Raw genomic sequence first — 19326 nt, 5'->3', positions numbered from 1 at the left:
CCGGGACTGTCTACGACGAGTCTCCGTCGAAGAGCCGTGAAACCGTCTCGTCGTCCGGGATCCAGCCGACGAACTCGCCGCCCTCGAACGGCAGGTCGACCGACGCGATGTAGTTGCACAGGCCGACGTAGAAGTCGATCAGCAGGCCGGCCGCGACGATCTCCGACGGCGAATACTCGCGAGCCAGCGCGTCGTGGATCTGGTCCGTCACCGTTCCGGACTCGACGGCTCGAACGTACTGGAGCAAAACGAATTCGGCGTCGTCGAACGACGAAAAGTCGTCGCCGCCGATCGCACGCATCTCCGCGGTCGTGACGCCCTTTTCGCGGGCGATGTCGACGTGTTGATGCCACTCGTAGCGAGCTCCACGCGCTCGAGCGACCGTGAGGATGACCAGTTCCTTTCGTCGGTCTCCGAGTTGATCGTAGAGGGTATTCAGGTACTCCAGCGTGGCCTCGAGCACCTCGGGATTGTGGGCCCACGCGCGGAAGATGTGGCGATCGCCGAGGTACTCGTCGGTGAACAGGTGATGGTACTCTTTCGGGATGTCGTCCAGTTCGAGGAGTGGAAGTCGTGACATGGGTTTCGGTCTGTGATCGGTTGTCGTCGTGGTGTATCGCCGTCTCGTGATCGATTACTGAGTCGATGGGCTGTGCCGCGGCTCCGGGACGGTGTACTCGCTCTCGTCGGGCGGGCCGGTCTCGAGAAACGCGGCCGCACGCTCTTCGCCGAGGGTCATCAACTCCCGGACGAACGACGGGCTGCGATCGACCTTCGTCGAGCAGTGGTAGTTCTCTTCCATCGGAATCCGTCGGACGGCGGTCTTCGAAAACTCGCTCTCCGGGAGGTGGCCGGCGTCGATCCACTCGTTGACCCGCTTGATGACGTTCAACTCCTGGTTCAACGAGATGTTTCCGGCGAGTTCGTTGCGCCTGTCGGCGATTTCCTCGAACGACGTGGGTTCCCCGTCGATCTCCTGTGAATTGATCTGGATGACCCACAGTTCGTCCGGCTTGTGCTCGGAATCGACGGTCATGAGGTCGTCGATCGGCGGGTTCTGCGAGAAGAGGCCGTCCCAGTGGAGGTGGCCATCGATCTCGACGGCCTCGAAGAGCGTCGGGACGGCGGCCGAGGCGAGCACCGCCTCCGGCGTCACCTGTTCGTCGACGAACGTCTCGAACACGCCCGCGTTGACGTCGACCGTTCCGACGACGAGTTCCGGCGCGTCTCGCGTGCAGAGATCGGGAATCTCCTCGAACTCGATGTGCCGTTCGAGGGTGTTCCGGATCTCCTCTTTGCCCAGTTCCGGCCCTGGCATCTGGTACGGGCTGACCCGCGGAATCGGCAACCCGCTGCTCTCGAGGCGCGACAGGCCGGTGGCCCAGTCGTTGAGGAACCGATCGGTGACGCCGGTCGCCGACAGGTCCTCCCACAGCGCCTCGAGGAGTTCGATGGCGCGTTCTTCGTCGGCCGTGACGAGTCCGTACCAGGTCGCGAGCGCGTTGAAGGCGCCGCCGGAGGTCCCGCTGATCCCGACCAGTTCGTACTCCTCGGGCCACTCGCGGAGCAGCCCTTTCAGTACGCCCGCGGTGAACGCCGTGTGGCTCCCGCCGCCCTGGCAGGCGACGGCGACGTTCGTCGATGCGTTCGCGTCGTCGTTGCGCTCACTCATACGTCGTGGTGTAGCCGCCGTCCCAGAGCAAGTCGGCGCCGTTGAGGTGCCTCGCGTGACTCGAGAACCCGAAGACGAACAGGTTCGCCACCTCCGCGGGCGTCATCATCTCCTTCGTTCGCGCCTGGCCGAGCATCACGTCCTCGATGACGTCTCGCTCCGAGATCCCGCGCTCCTCGGCGGTGTCTTCGATCTGATCGACCATCAGCGGCGTCAGCACGTAGCCCACGCTCACGGAGAATCCACGGAGGGTTCCGCCGCCCTCGGCCGCGATCGCCCGAGTCAACCCCATGAGACCGTGTTTCAGCGTGATGTAGGCCGGTTTGTCCTGCGTCGCGTAGTGGCCGTGCACCGAGGACATGTTTCCGATCGCGCCGACGCCGTCGTCGGTCGCCTCGACGTGCGGAATTACGTGCTTCGAGAGCAGGAACGGCGACCGCAGCATGAGGTCGTGCATGAAGTCGTACGTTTCCATCGGGAAGTCGGCGATCGACGCGATGTGTTGCATCCCAGCGATGTTCGCGGCGTAGCGCACCGTCCCGTGGTCGGCGGCTTCCTCGACGGCCGCTTCGACGGCGTCGTCGTCGGTGAGGTCGCCCTCGATCGGGACGACGCGTCCGTCCGCGTCGATAGACGCTGCGACGTCGACGGTTTCCTCGAGACCCTCCTCGTCGATGTCGACGGCGGCGACGGTCAGTCCGTTGGTCGCCAGGGCGACGCTCGTCGCCTGTCCGATACCCGATCCGCCGCCGGTGACGATGGCGACGGTGTCCGCTGTGAAATGGTCGTCCGGAATGCGGAGGAAGTCGTCTGCCGATAGCTCCGGGGGTTGCAATTCGAGGGTACCGTTCGTCATGGGGTCCGTACTCCGACGATCGTTATATAGTCCACCCGGTCAGGCAACCACCGTGCACGGGGGCGAAGAACGCCGGAGAGTGCGCTCCGAAACGCGTCACCAGAGGGACCGAACGATCGCCGTCGCCCCGCCGCTGGCCAGGCGACGTCCCTGTTCGTGGACGCGCTCCCAGTCTTGGACGAACCGGGAGTAGACGTCGTCGTCTTCGATCCGGAGGACCGTCTCGTCATTGGTGGACAACCCGTTTCTGCTCAAGTTCTGCGACCCCGTGTAGACGAGGCGCCGGCGTCTCGTTTCGCCGCCCACGTCGACGTCGGCGTCGACGAGCATGGTCTTCGAGTGGACGTTCGGCGACTGCCACGGCGTCAATCGTCCCAGGGTAGTCGACGGGTACTCGAACACGTCCGCGCCCGCCCGTCGCAAGCGGTGGCCGATGTCGGATTTCTCGCCGTTGAGGATCACTTCGACCGTACAGCCGCCGTCGACGAGTTCCGCGACGCGATCGACGATCGCGGGACGCTTCTCGTTCCAGATCGAGTACATGAATCGGATCGTCGCGTCACGCGTCGGAACGACGTTCTCCAGCGCCGCGAGGTGCGTGTCGAAGTCGGATCGAGGAGAAAAGTACACGGTCGCGGAATCGGTCTCAGCCGTGCGATTGTAGTGGGGGTCGGTGTCGCCGACGGCCAGTTCGTTCCAGTACCCCCGGTACACGTCGTACAGGTCGCCGTCGCCGCGAAACACGACCGACGTGTTGTGGAGGTAGCGCTGCGTGTTCGTGAAGTTCGACGAGGACTGCCACACCACGTTCGACTCGCCGTTCTCCAGTTCCTCCACGAGGAGGAACTTGTTGTGATTCCTGCCGTCGCCGAGCCCCCCGCCGGCGGTGATCGAGATGCGATCGACCGACGTCTCGCGGAGTCGCTGCACCGCGTCCGCCTCCGCGAGGTGGTCGTCCAGCAGGACGTTGACGTCGACTCCGCGGTCGGCAGCCGCGATACACGCCCTCGCGACGTTGGTGCGCGTGAACGTGTACGAGGAGAGGTGCACCGCCGTCCCGGGCACGGCCCGGTGCAGCAGGTCGAGCACCGTCCGTTCGTGTACGTCGTCGGGCATCCCCAGCGCCGACGGATAACTGAAAATCGGCTCGATGCGAGGGGCGGATCCGAGACTCGTCCGCTCCCGTCTCGTGCCCGACCCGAGTACGACCGATCCCACCACGCTCATCGAACCGACCGCCCTGAGAAGAGATCGTCTGTTCGTAGTCATGAGAAACGAGTGGCGGATCGACGTCGCGTCGGCGCGATCGAACGGTGATCGGTACGTCGTCTGTTCGATTCGATCGTCGAGCGGGGTCGCCAGGGAGTCTCGGCTGTCATCGGACGGAGGCGGTGTCAGTCGATGGACCCCACCGTAGGCGCATAATCGTCGGCCTGCACCAGTCCTCCGTTTACGTTCGGGATCGCGAATTCGGACGACCTCGTCCGAACTTATTGCTACGCAGATCGTTCCGTGACGTCCTCGTCCGGGTCGTTGACCCGGCGCCGACGCGCGTCGTTCGGCCGTTCGATCGTCGATACTGTCCGTCGTGGCCAACCGGATCTCACAGCAGGAACGTCGTCACGAGAACGATTCCGCCGACGAGGCCGAAGATCACGCCGAGCCCCGCCTCCATCAGGTCGCTCGGAACGTACTTGCCCACGCGGGTACCGATCGTGCCGCCGATCAGGACGCCCGGAATCGACCAGGCGACGACGTACCAGACGGGGGTCGCGCTTAGCGCGTGAACGGCCGCCCCTGCGACGGCGGCGACGCCGAGGACGAAGACCGAGGTCGCGATCGCAACCCGGGGCGGGACGCGACACCGGATGACGAGCTGCGTCGTCACGATTTCCGGGAGACCGGCGCTGATGAGTCCGGTTACGAAGCCGCCGATCGTCGCCAGCGCTACCCCCGGTGGACGCCAGCAGGTGTCGAACGCGTATCGCTCGCCGTCGGCGGCCTCGACGACGGTCTGTCCTCGACCGGTATTCTTCTCTTTCAGATACGGTCCCTCGCCTTCACCGGGAACGCACTTCTCCGGCGGCTCGTAGTAAAAGAGGAACCCGCCGAGAACGAGTAGTCCGACACCGAAGATGCCACGCAAGAGAGCTTCCGGGGCGTACTGTGCGGCGAACGCGCCGACGACGATCGAGGGACGGCCCCGAGCAGGAGCCACTTCGCCGTCGCGTAGTCGACGAGTCCCTGCTTGACGTACGATCGGAGGCCGTTCCCCATCCCGAAGACCTCCGTCAGGAGCCCGGCACCGATCGCCTGGGCCGGCTGCAACCCGACGACCAGCAGGAAGAACGGACTGAAAAAGAGGGCTCCCGAGACGCCGGAGGCGAGCGCGATCGTCGAAAACGCGATCGACGCGGGGAAGATCCACCAGTGTGCCAGGAACGCCGCCGTCGGGAACGAACCGATCAGTGGAACCGTCGCGAGCGGTCCGTCGAGAGACGCCGCCACGACGCCGGTCGAATCGCCGAGGAGCAGCAGGCCGGTCAGTAGCCCGAAACTCGCCAGGCCGAACCGCCGTGGAGCTACATCCCTCATTCGTACTCCGACTGCGCGTTCGCGGAACGGTCCTGAGACGCTACGGAGCCGGCTTCGAGGTCGAACGCTGGGAATCGTATCATGTGAATCGAGACGGGGCCACCAGGTACGTACACGAATCGACGGGTGGATGTATGAATCCGGTCGGTAGCGCGCGAGACATTCGCTCAGGCGAAAATACCGGCACTCAGGACGGCACCGAGGACGACGCCGTAGACGACGTGGACGGCACCGAACATCACCATCGCGTCGCGATCGGGTTCCATCCCGAGCACGGTCCGCATCCAGAACACCATCTCCCCAATCATGAGACTCAACCCGTAGACGAGGCCCAGACCTACCGCGACGGCGATCGAGTCGAAATGCAATCCGATTAGGGGGACCCCGAGGGCAAAGACGGCACCGGCCCCGACGCCGAAGGCCATGTGCAAGAGCATTCCCGGCAGCTTGTACGCCGCAGGCTCGCCATCCGCAATTTTCGCGACGAGTCCGGCCGTCGGCAGCGGCCCGTCGTCACCCAGAATCATCATCCCCGTCGTCATGACGATCGTTGCAACCGCGCCACCAATGAGTCCCGCAAGCAGTGTTACCATACTGTGACAGAAGGAATGGGAACGGAGAATACCTTCTGCGGTAGTGTATTTCGACTACACACCCGACCGAACGACGCGGTGGTCGCTCCCTCCAGATCCGTCGGAAACTGGGCGCTTCAGTGAGGTATCGGAAGACGTTACAACGCAGGGTCACTAGTCCCGGTATGAACGGGAGTAGTCGGTTCGTCGTCGCGACGCACGTGCTGACAGTACTCGCTGTCAAGCGAGGGCAACGCCTCTCGTCGGAGAAACTCGCCTGGAGCCTCGACACCAATCCCGTCGTCGTCCGTCGTCTTCTCGGTGATCTGCGGGACGCTGACCTCGTCACGTCCAAACGTGGACCGAACGGCGGGTTCGCACTGGCTCGAAGTCCGGACGACGTGACGCTCGCCGACGTGTACGAGGCAGTCGAACTGGAATCGCTCTTCGTGTTCCATCCGAACGACCCGAACGAAGAGTGTCCCGTCGGCGACAACATCCAGGAAGTCCTCACCGAGACGCTGGAACCGGCGGAGGTCGCGCTGAAAGACGAACTCGAAGGCGTCACCGTAGCCGACCTCTCCGATCGGATTCTCGATCGATCCGCCACGCCGGACGGAGAGGCCGAGAACCCCGGCATCGGCGAGTAAAAGTGTGCCGCTTTTCGGATTGTCGTCGTAAAAATAACTGCCCGAAAACGGTTCCGTCCGGAGCAAATCGCATCGCCAACGTCACGACCAGCGCCCCGGTTTCGCCTTTCCTCACTGGTTTCGTTAGCAACTGCATCCCCCTCACGCAGTTTCGCCGGGATAGCAATAGATTGTAACATCCGAAGTTACAAATAGTGGGGCGCCGACCGATAGTTCGATGGCAAACGAACCTACCGCTCAGGAATGGACGAACGCGCAAGAAGAGACGACGGTCTCGCTCGACACTCACGAACTGACGGTGTCGTACTACGACGACGGCGCTACCACGGCGACCGAGAACCCGATCGTGTTCCTCCACGGCATTCCGACGTGGTCGTACCTCTGGCGCGACGTCGCGCCGGCCTTCGAGGACGAGCGACGAGTGATCGCGCCGGACTTCGTCGGATACGGTAACTCCGCGATGCACGACGGTTTCGACCGCTCCGTCCGTGCTCAGGAGGAGGTACTCGACGACCTTCTGGCACAGCTCGAGGTCGACCAGATCGACCTCGTCGCTCACGACATCGGCGGCGGCGTCGCGCTGCGCTACGCGGCACACAATCCAGATGCCGTCGGGAAACTCGTCCTCTCGAACTCGATCGCGTACGATTCGTGGCCGATACAGTTCGTCGTCGATCTCGGGCTTCCCGCGACGATCAACGACATGACCGTCGACGACGTGGACGAACAACTCACCGGCATGTTCCGATCGACGCTCGTCGACCCGGACGACGAATTCGTGGAGGCGATGGCGTCCCGATTCCGGAGCGACGACGGCCGGATTTCCCTCAGCCGAAACGCGATCGCGACGAACACGAGCCACACGACCGAAATCGACTACGGTGCGATCACGGCGGAGACGTACTTCATCTGGGGCGAGAACGACGAGTTCCAGCCGATCGAGTTCGCGGAGCGGTTGGACGACGACCTCGAGAACACGGCTGGCATCGCCCGACTGGACGCGAACCACTGGGTCCCGGCGGATCGTCCGTCGCAGTACGTCGACCAGCTCTCGAACTTCCTCGAGTGAATTTCCGGAAGACGACCCTCCGTTCGTCTCCGGCGTGTGGTCGCCGTGCATCGGAACCGAACGGTTGGACACTCGTCACTCGAAAAACGCGTCCGGGCCGTGATCGTCCTGCCAGGCGAACGCGAAGAGACGCCGCGTCGGCAGTCGCGTCAGTTGTCGTCCGTCGGCTGCTTCGCCCGTCGTGCGGTTCCAGGTGGTCGAATCGCCACGAAACTGGCCGTCTTCCGCCGTCGCACGACGCTTTTTTGTGATCCGAACACTCGCGACAGCTCGAGTCGATCACATCACCTGAGAGAACGTGCGAACGCGATGCACGACCGAGAGTGGGTTATTCCGGGTCCTGCTGTACTTCCGATCGAGAACACGATGGTAACAGATCCCGCCTGTGGTATGGAAGTCGATCCGCTCGTGTCCAGCGTGACAGCCGAGTACGACGGCCAGTTGTACTACTTCTGTTCGAACGGATGCAAAGAGCAGTTCGAAAAGGACCCACAACGGTTCGCAGAGGCTGCGATCCCGGCATTCGACCGTCAAGACGGCGTCAGAACGCCGAGACTCTCCTCGGAATCGGCGGGCGGAACGTTCGAACTCCACGTCCATCACGACGATCACGTCGGCGTCGGCGACGAAGTTACGCTGACGAAGACGATCACTGAAGTCGACGTGAATCGGTTTGCAGTGGCGACGAGCGATACCAACGCGTTACACCTCAACGAGGAGTTCGCCGGTCGAACGCGGTTCGGGAGGCGAATCGCCCACGGAACGCTCGTCGCGGGCCTCGTTAGTGCTGCTCTCGCCTCGCTCCCAGGGATTACGATCTACATCTCCCAGTCGCTCGAGTTCTACGATCCCGTCTACATCGGAGAAACGGTCACGGCGCGTTGTCAGATAGACGAGCGAATTGACGGGAACAGATATTGTCTCACCACCCGAGTCGAGAACGAACGTGGAGAGTCGGTTATCGACGGAAATGCAACTGTTCTCGTCGACGGATTACCGTTTGGAACACATGATGAGTGATCCTCACGGGACAGTAACGAGCCGGTAATCTACTAACGGGATCGTTAGACTATATTTTATATTCTTGTGGGGTCGATATTTGATCTGGAGGCGCCCATTGCACCACGTTTCACGTCCCTGCAACGACGAAATCACCCCAATCACCCTCAACCGCTCGAATTTCGAGTAACCCGTTGCTCGAGACTCGTCGAACGCGCGCCGTCTGTCACACGTCGGTACGATGCCGGGACAAATCGATGTCGCGATCCGGAGTCGAAATCGACTGCCGATGAGGTTCGACGCATCCAGACACGCTGCCAGGGTGCCTCCGCTTCGAGCGGATCGTCGGACGCTGATACCCGATTTCGAAGAAACTGAACGATCAATTCATTCCACACCATGCCTGAACTCACAGATTTCGAACTCTCGAACGCAGCTACCGGTCCCGATCCATTTCGACTGAGCGAATTCGCCGCGGATCCCGATCGCGACGCGATCGGCCTGCTGTTTCAGCGGGACTATCACTGCCCGAAGTGTCGTGAACAGGTCCAGACGGTCGCCTCGCGATACGACGAATTTACCGCTCGTCGAGCGGACGTCGTGTCGATCCTTCCCGAACCGATCGAGCGAGCACGGCAGTGGAACGAACAGTACGACCTTCCGTTTCCGCTCCTGGCCGACGAATCGAAGACGACGAGCGACCAGTACGATCAGCCCGTCCGGTTCGGTGCCGTCGGCTCGCTCCACGACATGGTCGGGCGGATGCCCGAAGCGATCCTCATCGACGCATCCGGTGACCGGCCGACGATCGAATACGTCCATCGTGGAACACACCCGGCCGATCGCCCCACCGCCGACGACCTTCTCGAGCGTGTCGACGAACTCGCGACGGCCCGGGTGGACGGGTAGGCCGGATCCGACTCGCCAGAGATCCAACGATAGCTGACACTTCCGGTCGTGCACGAACGACGCACCACCAGTAAACGGATATGTGCCCATACGGACAAGGAGACACGTATGACTGACGTTCCGGATCGACTCTACGACCTCCCGCCGAGTGCGAAACTCGTGTTGAAGGTCCTCGAAGTCGATGGCGCGATGACGCAGGGACAGATCGCAGCCGAATCCCGTCTGAGCAAGCGGACGGTTCGGTTCGCACTCGAGAGCCTCCGTGACGCTGACGTCGTCCACGAAGGCGTGTACTTCCGCGACGCGCGGAAATCGCTCTACTCGATTTCCGACTCGATGCCGACCGACGGGTCGGCAGCGGCCAGCGACTGACTTTCCTCGTCGTTACCTCGTAACGAGGTCGTTCGCGAGTCTTTATCAGTTACTAAGTGTTACCTAGTACTGTACGGTAACCCCTGGAGAACAGCCTCATGTCCGCAGACACCACCCCACGCGACCAGCAGTCGACGATCGGCGTCGACGCAGTCCCGCTCGAGCGATATTCGGCCGTCCAGACGGACGATTCACAGTTGCTCGTCTACGACGAACTGACCGAAGATGCCTGGATCCAATCTGACGACTGGATCGACGCGCTGACGATGGCGTGAGCGATCGACGGGCCGGATTCGCCGTCGACGAACCGATCGCCGATTCAGAAATTCGAACGAACGAGCCTCGAGCGAACCACTTCAATCACCTTCTGCCGACGAGTGAGTGTTCGCTTGCCGCCGTACCTCGGCGGAAATCGCGGGAACGTTCTGCGGTTCGACTGCGCCGTCGGCCTGGAGTTCCGCGAGCGACTTCGGGAACTCGCGGAGGCTCTTGTGAAGCGCGATGCCCGCTTTCGCACCCTGGCCCATCGCAACGGGGATCTGGTTGTGGCCGGGGGTCAGATCGCCGACGGCGTAGAGGCCGTCGACGGTCGTTCGGCCGTGATCGTCGACGACGACCGTGCCGTCCTCGGTGAGATCTGCACCGAGCGACGCCGCCAGGTCGTTGTTGTAGTTGGATCCGTACATCGCGAAGCCGCCGCGATAATCGCGAACGGTGCCATCGGCGAACTCGAGGGCCTCGAGCCAGCCGTCCTCGCCGTTCCGGACGCCGGTGACCTCCTCGCGAACGATATCGACGGGGTGGTGCTCGAGCAACGCGCCCGTCTCGTCGCTCCAGTCGGGGTCGTCGCCCCGCAACAGGAGGTCGACGCTGTCGGTGAAGTTGAGCATGAGCATCGCCACGGTGGCGGCGCTGTCGCCGTTGCCCATCACGTACACCGATTCGTCGACGAACAGATACGCGTCGCAGTGAAGACAGTAGTGCAGTCCACGTCCGGTCCGGGGCAGCGGTGGATCGGGTCGACCGTCGGAGAACCCGGTCGCGAGGACGACGCGATCGGCGGTCGCCGAGCCGTCGGTCGTCTCCAGGTGGAACGACCCGTCGCGGCGGTCGATCCCGGTCACGAACTCCGTGCGGTAGTCCGCACCGTACGATCGGATCTGGTCGACGGCCGTCGCCAGGAAGTCGTTGCCGGAGACGGATTCCGGAACGCCGATGACGTTGTGCGTCTCCTGGATCATCGCGGCGCGGCCGCCGCCGCGGTCGAAGACTGCGGTTTCGTGCCCGAGTCGGGCCGCGTACAGGGCGGTCGTCAGGCCGGCCGGGCCGCCGCCGACGACGGCGACCTCGTAGTGGTGCGTCGCTGCGGGTTCGGTCGATGTGGTGGAGTCGGTTGGTGCCGTCACGTTCAGTTACCTTCTGTAACTCCGTTACCCCTGGTTGGTCATAAGTGCGAGCCAACCGTCCCGTCACCGGGTTACCGATCGGTAACCCCGAGCGGAACGGGCGGAGGTCGGGACGTCTCGGTGGGAGTTATACAGTGACTACTAGTAACTAGCTAACAATACGTAACTATATGGTGATTCGGCCCGTTTCGACGAACATGGACGAGTCGACAGAGCAACTGGAAGTGTGGTGTGCTGGCGAAGACTGGTGTCCCGTCACGTCCACCGCGACGTTGATCGGCAAGAAGTGGCACACCGTGGTTCTCCATCGGCTGCTCGCCAACGGACCGCTCGGATTCAACGCGCTGAAAACGGAAGTCGGGGGGATATCGAGCAAGGTCCTCTCGGACGTCTTGGACGATCTCGAGGGGAAACGACTGATCGACAGGGAGATCGTCAACGAAAAACCCGTCCGCGTCGAGTACTCGCTGACTGCACACGGCGAATCGCTCGAACCGGTTATCCAGGAGATGGCCGAATGGGGGCGAGAACACCTGACGGCTGCAGCCGACGTGGAGAGTTCAATCGCGTAAGAGAGTATCGATCACGGGTTCGATCGACGGCCGTCCGTATCGGTTCGCCCCTGTTGGAACACCCACTCGGCGATGCATGCGCGCCTTCTACGCAGCAGCAATACAGCTGCGATCGAATACATCGCCGAAACACTGTCGGGAGTGACGTGTGAACGGAGCGGATGTCGCTATCACGTCGGGTGTGTTCCTTTCGATCCCAATCAATCGCAGTACTCGATTCGCGTACGTGACGAGTTGTCGACTGCTCGAGTCCGAGACGCCGTCCCGAGAATCGTGGGGCTTCTCGAGACGCTGCGGGTCGTGGTAGGACGCTGGAAGACGCTGCTCGAGTACGCGTAACGCCGGTCTATTGCCCGAGAATCTTCTCACGGGATGGGAACTGTGGGCAAGAATTACCTGCTCTGGAGTGGTTCGGTATTTATGGAAGACGTAACCGACTTCGACGACATCCTCGTTCCGACCGACGGCAGCAAAACCGCCCGCAACGGGGCGAAACAGGCTATCAAGTTCGCACGGCGAAACGGTGCGACCCTGCACGTGCTGTACGCGATGGACATGGGTGACGCCGACTACGTCGCCGTTCCGAGCGACATCGCGCAGACGCGAAGCCGCCTGGAGAAGAAGGGTCAGAAATTCGTCGGGGAGATCGAGGATCTCGCCGAAGACGCCGAGGTCCCCTGCGTCACGACGGTTACGCCGAACACGCCCGTCGAGGCCATCCTCGAGTACGTCGACGAACACGACATCGATCTCGTTGTGATGGGCAAACGGGGGCGCTCCGACCCTGACAAGCCGCTCATCGGTTCGATCACGAATCGAGTCGTCGGCTCGCTCGATATTCCCGTGTTCACCGCCTGATCGATGCGTCCCTCGGCGTCTCGCCGTCCACTGGCGCAGTTCCGACGTCGGAGCCTGAGCGGGAGATGCCGTGCTCGGGGTGGAACGCTTCCGGATCGCCCCGGTAGCGCACTCGAAAAGACGGTTGCGTTATTGTCCGTTCGATACGGGGACTGATATCGGAACCGTCAGCCCGAGAGACGGGATTCGAGTCGTGACGAAAGCGCGGAACGAGTGACCGTTTCCGTCTGGACGGACTCAGACCCCGTTCCCATCTCTTTGAACCCGGTTCCGGTCGGAACGAGTACGACCGTCTCGTCGTCGTCGATCTCTCCGCGCGCGCCGAGTCGAGCGACCCCGGCGAGCGGTGCCGCCGATGCCGGTTCGACGCAGAGCCCGCTCCGCTGAGCGTACTGCCGCTGCGCGTCCCGGATGTCGTCGTCGGTAACGGAACACACTGCGCCGCCGGTCTGCCTGACAGCGGTCAGCGCTCGGGTGCCACTGGGTGGATCCGGATTCCCGATCGAGTGGGCGATCGTCTCCCCGACCGCCTCGGTCGACAGCGCCGATACCTCGTCTCGATTCGCGTCGAACGCGCGGGTGATCGGATCCGATGCAGCCGTCTGGACGAGGTACAGACGCGGCGGGGTTTCGAGTAGCCCGGCGTTCTGAAGGTCGAGGATTCCGCGCCAGAGCCCGCTGGCGAACCCGCCCGAACTGGCCGGCAGCGCGATCGCGTCGGGTGTCTCGGGGGCCAGCGACTCGTAGATTTCGAACAGCGCGGTCTTGTAGCCGCTGATCCGTCCTGGAGCGTCGCTGGGCAGAAACGATACCGGCAGATCCCGGTTCAGTTTCAGCACCTCGTGATACAGGTCGCCGTAGTCCCCTTCGACCTGCAGGATCGTCGGATCGTACTGGGCGATCAACTCCAGGCGGCCGGGCTGAATGTCGGTGGGGACGAGTACGACGCACTCACAGCCGAGGCTGGCGGCGTGGGCGGCGGTGCTCATCGCCATGTTCCCGTAGGAGACTGTCCCGACGACGTCGGTGCCCCGCTGGAGCCCCCGAGAGACCGCGACCGCACTCCCGCGATCCTTGTACGATCCGGTCGGATTTTCGCTCTCGTCTTTGACGTACACTCGACAGCCGGCGACCCGATCGAGCCGTCGGCTTCGGACCAGCGGTGTGCGTCCAGCGGCAGTGGCGATCCCCTCGAGCCCGGAGACTGGGAGAAGTTCCGCGTATCGCCACAACCCCTGTGCCTCCGAACGGGTCGAGAAGTCGACTCCTGTCGAGTCAGCGTCGAACCAGAGCGGTTCGCCACAGTCACAGCGAACTCGATCGTCCTGATACTTCCGATCACACCGATAGCAGACCGCCGACGGAATCATGGATTGACTCTCGGACGAGAACGTGATATAGGTTCACGTCCCCGAACTGTCGGTGTGTTCACCGCTGGGGACCGGTGCTCGTCGGGAACGAGATCCGATCCGATTCGCGGCGCAGTATAGGCGGTCCGATCGGGGGGAGCACATTTATGTGCGCCGATACCGACCGCGGCGGTATGGAGACGCGTTCGCTGGGCGAAACTGGCCACGACAGCACCGTGATGACTTTCGGCGCGATCGCGCTCAACTGGCTCGAACAGGAGGGTGCCGATCAGCTGGTCGAACTCGTGCTCGACCGCGGGGTCAACCACTTCGACGTCGCCCCGACCTACGGAGACGCGGAACTCAAGCTGGGGCCCAAGCTCCGCCAGCACCGCGAGGACATCTTCCTCGGCTGCAAGACCCAGGAGCGGGAGTACGAGGGGGCAACGCGGAAGCTCGAGCAGTCGCTCACCCGCCTCGGCGTCGAGACGATCGACCTCTACCAGATCCACGGCCTCGAGTACGAGCACGAACTGGACACGATTACCGGCGAGGGCGGCGCGCTCGAGGCCTTCCGCGAGGCCAGATCGGAGGGCCTCGTCGACCACATCGGGCTGACCAGTCACGGCGATCCCCAGCTCATCCTGGACGCCCTCGATCGAATCGACGACCTGGCGACCGTGATGTTCCCGTTGAACCCGGTCGTCGTCGGCAAGGACGACGACGAGCACGACTACGAGGCGGTACTCGAGCGCGCGAACGAGCTAGACGTCGGGACGCTCGGGATCAAGGCCTTCGCGAAGGGACCGTGGCCATCGACAGACGAACTACCCGAGGCCGACCGCCCGTACGCGAACTGGTACGAACCGGTCGATACGCCCGCCGAGATCGAGGAACGGTTCGACTTCGCGGCCTCGCAGGGCCTGACGAGCGTCATCAGCCCGGGCGACCCAAAGCTCGTCGCGATGGTACTCGACGCGGCCGAACGCTACGACGGGATGGCCGAGTCGGCCCAGCGATCGCTCGTCGAGCGACTGCGCCACGAGCAGAGCCCCGTTCCGGAGCAACTCCACCACTGACTCCGGAGAGGGCGACAGAGCCAGGAACCCTGCGATGGACGTCCCCGAAACGGTCACGGCCGCGCTCGCGGATCGCCCGGTGACAGGACGGGTTTGTCTCGAAGCCGGTGCGGGCGTCGGCAACGCGACTGCCGGGTTGCTCGACGCTGGTGCGACCCGCGTCTACGCCGTCACGAACGACAGGGAGCACGCGACCGCCGTTCGCGAGCGGGTCGACAACCGTACGGTCGATCGGATCGACGACGAAATCGGTCGGGCCGCCGTTCTGGAGGCAGACCTTCGTCGCCTCCCGCTGACGGCGGATTCGGTCGAACTCATCACCGCTCACGGCCTGTTCAACGTACTCCCGCCAGCGTCGCTCGAATCGGTCGCAGCGGAGTTAACGCGCGTCGCCACCCCCGGGTGTCATCTCGTTATCGACGACTACGAACCGCTTCCCGAGGACGCAGCTGTGCGCGAACTCTTCGCGCTCGAGAACGCGGCGACCGAACTGGCCGAGGGGCGACCCGCACTGACGTTCTATCCGGCAGCGGTGCTCCGGAGGCTGTTCGTCGGCTACGGGTGGCAGTTCGATCGAGAACGGACGTTGCTCGACCCGGTTCCGTGGACCGCGAGCCACGTCGAGGCACACGCCGATGCGACGCGCACGGCGGCTTCGGAGGTGCCGGGCGAACTCGGCGCGGACCTGACGGCAGCGACGGAGCACCTCGCGACGGCGATCGGTGAGGACTCGGTCGGGGAGATGTACAGCGTCGCGTTGCGGTTGCCAGTCTAACTCGATCCGACGGCCGAGTACGATCGAATCGCGTCCGTCACGTCGTACGTACCGACGCCGTTGGCGCGGTGGAACGAGAACGGCCTGAAATCGATCCGGTCCGTTCGGCGACCGTAGCGTGGACTTTCGTGGCCGAGTACTTCGGATTCCATCGTACTCACGCTCGATCCACACGGGACGAGCATCGAACCGCTTTCTGTATCCTTTTTCCCGATGCCCGCCAAGCACCACCAGATGGCGCAATCACTGTCGGAGATCGACCTCGATTTCGTACGACTCGGACGCACCGGCATTCGGACGAGCGAACTCCAGTTCGGGACGTGGCGCTTCGGGCGGACCACGGAAGAGGGCACGCTCGAAATCAGCGAGGAGCGGGCGCACGAACTGCTCGACGCCTACGCCGACGCCGGTGGCCGGTATATCGACACCGCAGACGTGTATGGGGGCGGCGACAGCGAGCGGTGGATCGGTGACTGGCTCGCCGACCGCGATCGAGAACGCTACACGATCGCCTCGAAACTGTACTGGCAGATCCGCGACGGCGATCCGAACAGTAAAGGGACGAACCGGAAGAACGTCCGGCACCGCGTCGACGCCATTCTAGAGCGGCTCGACACCGAGTACGTCGACGTCCTCTACATCCATCGCTGGGACGACGAAACGCCGACCCGCGAACTGATGAAGACGCTGAACGGAATCGTCGAATCCGGAAAGGTCCACTACCTCGGCGCGTCGACCCTGCGACCGAACGCGTGGAAAGTCGCACGCGCGAACGCGATCGCCGACGCCCACGGCTGGGAGCCGTTTTCCGTCCTCCAGCCGCGGTACAACCTCGCCGATCGCGAAATCGAGGGCGATTACCTGGAGTTCGCTCGCCAGCGCGACCTCGCGGTCTGTCCGTGGAGTCCGCTCGGCCAGGGCTTTTTGACCGGAAAGTACTCTCGCGACGAGGACCTCCCGGAAGATTCGAAAGTGGCCGAGTCGAGTCGATTCAGAGAGTCGTATCTCACCGAGGCGAATTTCGACCTGCACGACGAACTGGACGCGGTCGCCGAGGAAGTCGACGCATCGCCTGCGCAGGTCGCACTCGCGTGGCTCATGCATCGTGACGGCGTTACCGCGCCCATCGTCGGCGCACGCACGGTCGAACAGCTCGAGGAGAACCTCGCCGCGGCGACGATCGATCTCTCCGCCGACCAGGTCGATCGGTTGACGGCGGCGAAGGCGGGCCCCTATCAGGGGTTGTAGTTGCCAGCAACGGCCCCTCGGGCCGTCTCAGTACGACGGGTGCGTGATTGGACCGGCACGTTCGATCGATCGCGGGGTATCGTCTCGCACCTTCCCGGTTCGTCGTATCGATAGCTCGCCTATCCGATGCGTCGTACCGGCGGCCTCGCGTTTTTGTAGCTGGCTCACTTGAACCATCACTGTGACCGTTCGAGACGACGGGAGGCCAGGCAGTGAGGGCGCTGGTAACCCGCTCGGTGAGGGACTGGCTGCGGACTCTTCCGACCGGTCTCCGTTCGCCGATCCGGTCGGCGATGCTGGGGGCGAATCCGCCTCCGAATCTCCTGCCGGTGTCGAAGGATCGACGACGGCCAGCCGTGACGTCGCCGTTTCCGTTACCGGTCTGAGCAAGCGGTTCGGTGACGGACCGGAAGCGATCACCGCCGTGGACGACGTCTCCTTCGAAATCGAGACCGGATCGATAGTGGGATTGCTGGGTCCGAACGGCGCCGGGAAGACGACGCTCATCAAGTCGATTCTCGGAATGGTTCTGCCAGAAGAGGGAACTGTCCGGATCCGGGGCGTCGACGTCTACGATCGGCCGCGTGAAGCGTACGCCTACGTCGATGCGATGCTCGAGGGTGCGCGGAACGATTACTGGCGGTTGACCGTTCGAGAGAATCTCCGGTACTTCGCCACGATCAGCGGCGTCGATCCGGATTCGGTGAGCGACCGACACGAACGGCTTCTGGCACAGTTGGGGCTCGCGGCAAAAGCGGACGTCCCCGTCCGCGAGTTGTCGCGTGGCATGAAACAGAAGGTGTCGCTGGCGAGCGTCCTCGCCGGGGGAGCCGAGGTCGTCTTTCTCGACGAGCCGACGCTGGGGCTGGATATCGAGAGCTCACGAACGCTCCAGCAGGAGTTACGACGGCTCGTCGAGGAAGAAGCGCTGACCGTCATCCTCAGCAGTCACGATATGGACGTCGTCGAGACGGTGTGCGATCGCGTCCTCATCCTGTCCGACGGGAAGGTTATCGCGGACGACACCGTCGACGCGCTTCTTTACGGAACTGATCTGCACCGCATTCAGATCACGAGTAGCGATCTCGACGCGGCGATCGTTTCGACCCTCCGGAATCGATTCGACGCGCTCAGTGTCGAGCCACGTGATCGCGGCGGCCGAATCGACGTGACGACGGACAGCGACGGACTGTACGAGTTGCTAGACCACCTCCGCGCCGCGGACGTAACGCTCGAACGCGTGCGGACGATCGAACCGGATCTCGAGGACGTGTTCGTCGACCTGACGACGTTCGAACGGGGGGACCGATGAGTGCACGACGGCACGACACGGATGGGGCACCTCGGGCGGCCGGCTACTATCACCTCGCCCGGGCCGTTCTCTACCGTGAATTCCTGATTTTCGTTCGCTACCCCGCGAACGCTATCGGCGGGATAATCGTCTCGTTGTTCTTCTTCGGAGTGCTCTTCTACGGCGGGCGAATGGTCGCCGGACGAGCGCTCACCGACTCGATCGAGGGGATCATCGTCGGCTACTTCCTGTGGACGCTGTCGGTGGGCGCGTACTCCGCAATCTCGAACGATATCTCGAGCGAGGTTCAGTGGGGGACCCTCGAACGCCACGTGATGACGCCGTTCGGCTTCGCGCCCGTTGCGCTGTTGAAAGGCGTCGCGAAGATCGTGCGGTCGTTCATCACCTCGACGATAATTCTGGCAGTGATGATCGGGATCACCGGCACGTCGCTCGAATTGCCGCTGTTCACGATCGGTGTCATCGCGACGCTCAGCATCGTCTCGGTGCTCGGTCTCGGGCTCGCAGCCGGTGGCGTTACCGTGCTCTACAAACAGATCGGCAACTGGCTCAACCTCCTCCAGTTCGGGTTCATCGTGCTCATTTCCGCGCCCGCGTTCGACCTCGGCTGGATGCGATTTCTCCCCCTCGCCCACGGCAGCGCCCTCCTCCAGCGTGCGATGATCGACGGAACTCGGCTCTGGGAGTTCACACCGATTGAGTTGGGGCTTCTGATCGGCGTTGCTGCCGGATACGTGGCGCTGGGGTATGCAGTCTTTCAGTACGCGACCCGACGGGCGAGACGGCTCGGCGTTCTCGGCGACTACTGACGGACACACGACTTCCCGTACGGTCTCGAGTCGTTCCGTGCCGCGAAGCTGTGCTCTCACGATCGACTGGATTTCGTCGGGAGCGACGCCGTCGGGAGGCGTACGACGGGAGGTAATCGGTCGCCCCTTGACGAGAGTGGAGAAACCCGGTCGCCCCGCGACGGGCGGTGTTTTCATCGCGCGGGAATTACGGCACCCGGTTATCAGATTGCGGTGCCAAACGA

At 63.3% G+C, this 19326-nt stretch carries 20 protein-coding genes and 3 pseudogenes; 13 read left to right on the top strand and 10 right to left on the bottom strand.

The genetic code is table 11. The features are described 5' to 3' along the window. Window positions 1–10: 10 nt before the first annotated feature. The 6 genes and pseudogenes from MUG98_RS16650 to MUG98_RS16620 form a co-directional block, all read right to left on the bottom strand. Window positions 11–580, bottom strand: coding sequence for a carboxymuconolactone decarboxylase family protein (locus MUG98_RS16650; protein WP_265108552.1), 570 nt, complete (start codon window positions 578–580; stop codon window positions 11–13). 54 nt (window positions 581–634) lie between these two features. Beyond that, window positions 635–1672, bottom strand: a complete 1038-nt coding sequence (locus tag MUG98_RS16645) for a patatin-like phospholipase family protein (RefSeq protein WP_265108551.1) — start codon at window positions 1670–1672, stop codon at window positions 635–637. Further along, a complete protein-coding gene (locus tag MUG98_RS16640) occupies window positions 1665–2528 on the bottom strand; it encodes an SDR family oxidoreductase (RefSeq protein WP_265108550.1) in 864 nt (287 codons plus the stop codon). Before MUG98_RS16640 ends, MUG98_RS16645 begins: the two co-directional genes overlap by 8 nt. 96 nt (window positions 2529–2624) lie before the next feature. After that, entirely contained in the window at window positions 2625–3644 is a 1020-nt protein-coding gene (locus MUG98_RS16635; RefSeq protein WP_265108549.1) for a phospholipase D-like domain-containing protein, read from the bottom strand. Between the two features lie 487 nt (window positions 3645–4131). Continuing rightward, window positions 4132–5123, bottom strand: a pseudogene (locus tag MUG98_RS25430) (sulfite exporter TauE/SafE family protein). Between the two features lie 167 nt (window positions 5124–5290). Continuing rightward, complete coding sequence (locus MUG98_RS16620; protein WP_265108547.1) at window positions 5291–5716, bottom strand: hypothetical protein; 426 nt, start codon at window positions 5714–5716, stop codon at window positions 5291–5293. 164 nt (window positions 5717–5880) lie between these two features. On the opposite strand from MUG98_RS16620, the gene MUG98_RS16615 reads away from it, so the two are divergent. Together MUG98_RS16615 and MUG98_RS16610 are read left to right on the top strand one after the other, a co-directional pair. Next, window positions 5881–6345 carry an Rrf2 family transcriptional regulator gene (locus tag MUG98_RS16615; protein ID WP_265108546.1) on the top strand — a complete coding sequence of 155 codons (465 nt, stop codon included), beginning with the start codon at window positions 5881–5883 and terminating at the stop codon, window positions 6343–6345. Between the two features lie 217 nt (window positions 6346–6562). Continuing rightward, complete coding sequence (locus MUG98_RS16610; protein WP_265108545.1) at window positions 6563–7414, top strand: alpha/beta fold hydrolase; 852 nt, start codon at window positions 6563–6565, stop codon at window positions 7412–7414. A 75-nt stretch (window positions 7415–7489) separates the two neighbouring features. On the opposite strand, the pseudogene MUG98_RS25565 reads toward MUG98_RS16610, so the two are convergent. Next, window positions 7490–7627, bottom strand: a pseudogene (locus MUG98_RS25565) (DUF3179 domain-containing protein); the annotation flags it as partial. 153 nt (window positions 7628–7780) lie between these two features. Between MUG98_RS25565 and MUG98_RS16605 the strand changes: the two are divergent. The 4 genes from MUG98_RS16605 (at window position 7781) to MUG98_RS16590 (ending at window position 9969) form a co-directional block, all read left to right on the top strand. Further along, on the top strand, window positions 7781–8434 hold the full coding sequence (locus tag MUG98_RS16605; RefSeq protein ID WP_265108544.1) for a MaoC/PaaZ C-terminal domain-containing protein: 654 nt from the start codon (window positions 7781–7783) through the stop codon (window positions 8432–8434). 378 nt (window positions 8435–8812) lie between these two features. After that, complete coding sequence (locus MUG98_RS16600; RefSeq protein WP_265108543.1) at window positions 8813–9322, top strand: peroxiredoxin family protein; 510 nt, start codon at window positions 8813–8815, stop codon at window positions 9320–9322. Window positions 9323–9430: 108 nt separating this feature from the next. After that, a complete protein-coding gene (locus tag MUG98_RS16595; protein ID WP_265108542.1) occupies window positions 9431–9694 on the top strand; it encodes a helix-turn-helix domain-containing protein in 264 nt (87 codons plus the stop codon). A 98-nt stretch (window positions 9695–9792) separates the two neighbouring features. Further along, a complete protein-coding gene (locus tag MUG98_RS16590; protein WP_265108541.1) occupies window positions 9793–9969 on the top strand; it encodes a hypothetical protein in 177 nt (58 codons plus the stop codon). 81 nt (window positions 9970–10050) lie between these two features. Here the strand turns inward: MUG98_RS16590 and MUG98_RS16585 are convergent, their stop codons facing one another. Further along, entirely contained in the window at window positions 10051–11100 is a 1050-nt protein-coding gene (locus MUG98_RS16585; protein WP_265108540.1) for an NAD(P)/FAD-dependent oxidoreductase, read from the bottom strand. 197 nt (window positions 11101–11297) lie between these two features. On the opposite strand from MUG98_RS16585, the gene MUG98_RS16580 reads away from it, so the two are divergent. Together MUG98_RS16580 and MUG98_RS16575 are read left to right on the top strand one after the other, a co-directional pair. Further along, complete coding sequence (locus MUG98_RS16580) at window positions 11298–11672, top strand: winged helix-turn-helix transcriptional regulator (RefSeq protein WP_265108539.1); 375 nt, start codon at window positions 11298–11300, stop codon at window positions 11670–11672. 420 nt (window positions 11673–12092) lie between these two features. After that, complete coding sequence (locus tag MUG98_RS16575) at window positions 12093–12530, top strand: universal stress protein (RefSeq protein WP_265108538.1); 438 nt, start codon at window positions 12093–12095, stop codon at window positions 12528–12530. A 167-nt stretch (window positions 12531–12697) separates the two neighbouring features. Here the strand turns inward: MUG98_RS16575 and thrC are convergent, their stop codons facing one another. Beyond that, window positions 12698–13900 carry a threonine synthase gene (gene thrC / locus MUG98_RS16570; protein WP_265108537.1) on the bottom strand — a complete coding sequence of 401 codons (1203 nt, stop codon included), beginning with the start codon at window positions 13898–13900 and terminating at the stop codon, window positions 12698–12700. A 173-nt stretch (window positions 13901–14073) separates the two neighbouring features. Here thrC and MUG98_RS16565 point away from each other — a divergent pair, with 173 nt between their 5' ends. Beyond that, entirely contained in the window at window positions 14074–14958 is an 885-nt protein-coding gene (locus tag MUG98_RS16565; protein ID WP_265108536.1) for an aldo/keto reductase, read from the top strand. A gap of 34 nt (window positions 14959–14992) precedes the next feature. Further along, complete coding sequence (locus MUG98_RS16560; protein ID WP_265108535.1) at window positions 14993–15733, top strand: class I SAM-dependent methyltransferase; 741 nt, start codon at window positions 14993–14995, stop codon at window positions 15731–15733. Here the strand turns inward: MUG98_RS16560 and MUG98_RS16555 are convergent. Then, window positions 15733–15924 (bottom strand): annotated as a pseudogene (locus MUG98_RS16555) (ATP-binding protein); the annotation flags it as partial. The gene MUG98_RS16560 and the pseudogene MUG98_RS16555 sit on opposite strands and share 1 nt — an antisense overlap. Before the next feature lie 43 nt (window positions 15925–15967). Here MUG98_RS16555 and MUG98_RS16550 point away from each other — a divergent pair. The 3 genes from MUG98_RS16550 (at window position 15968) to MUG98_RS16540 (ending at window position 19102) form a co-directional block, all read left to right on the top strand. After that, the gene (locus tag MUG98_RS16550; RefSeq protein WP_265108534.1) at window positions 15968–16981 is read left to right on the top strand and encodes an aldo/keto reductase; all 1014 of its coding nucleotides are present in this window, start codon (window positions 15968–15970) and stop codon (window positions 16979–16981) included. Window positions 16982–17162: 181 nt separating this feature from the next. Then, entirely contained in the window at window positions 17163–18293 is a 1131-nt protein-coding gene (locus MUG98_RS16545; RefSeq protein ID WP_265108533.1) for an ABC transporter ATP-binding protein, read from the top strand. Continuing rightward, a complete protein-coding gene (locus tag MUG98_RS16540; protein WP_265108532.1) occupies window positions 18290–19102 on the top strand; it encodes an ABC transporter permease in 813 nt (270 codons plus the stop codon). Before MUG98_RS16545 ends, MUG98_RS16540 begins: the two co-directional genes overlap by 4 nt. Window positions 19103–19326: the final 224 nt, after the last annotated feature.

The organism is Halosolutus halophilus (assembly GCF_022869805.1).
Lineage (GTDB): Archaea > Halobacteriota > Halobacteria > Halobacteriales > Natrialbaceae > Halosolutus > Halosolutus halophilus.
This window is presented reverse-complemented; position numbering and strand designations above follow the sequence as displayed.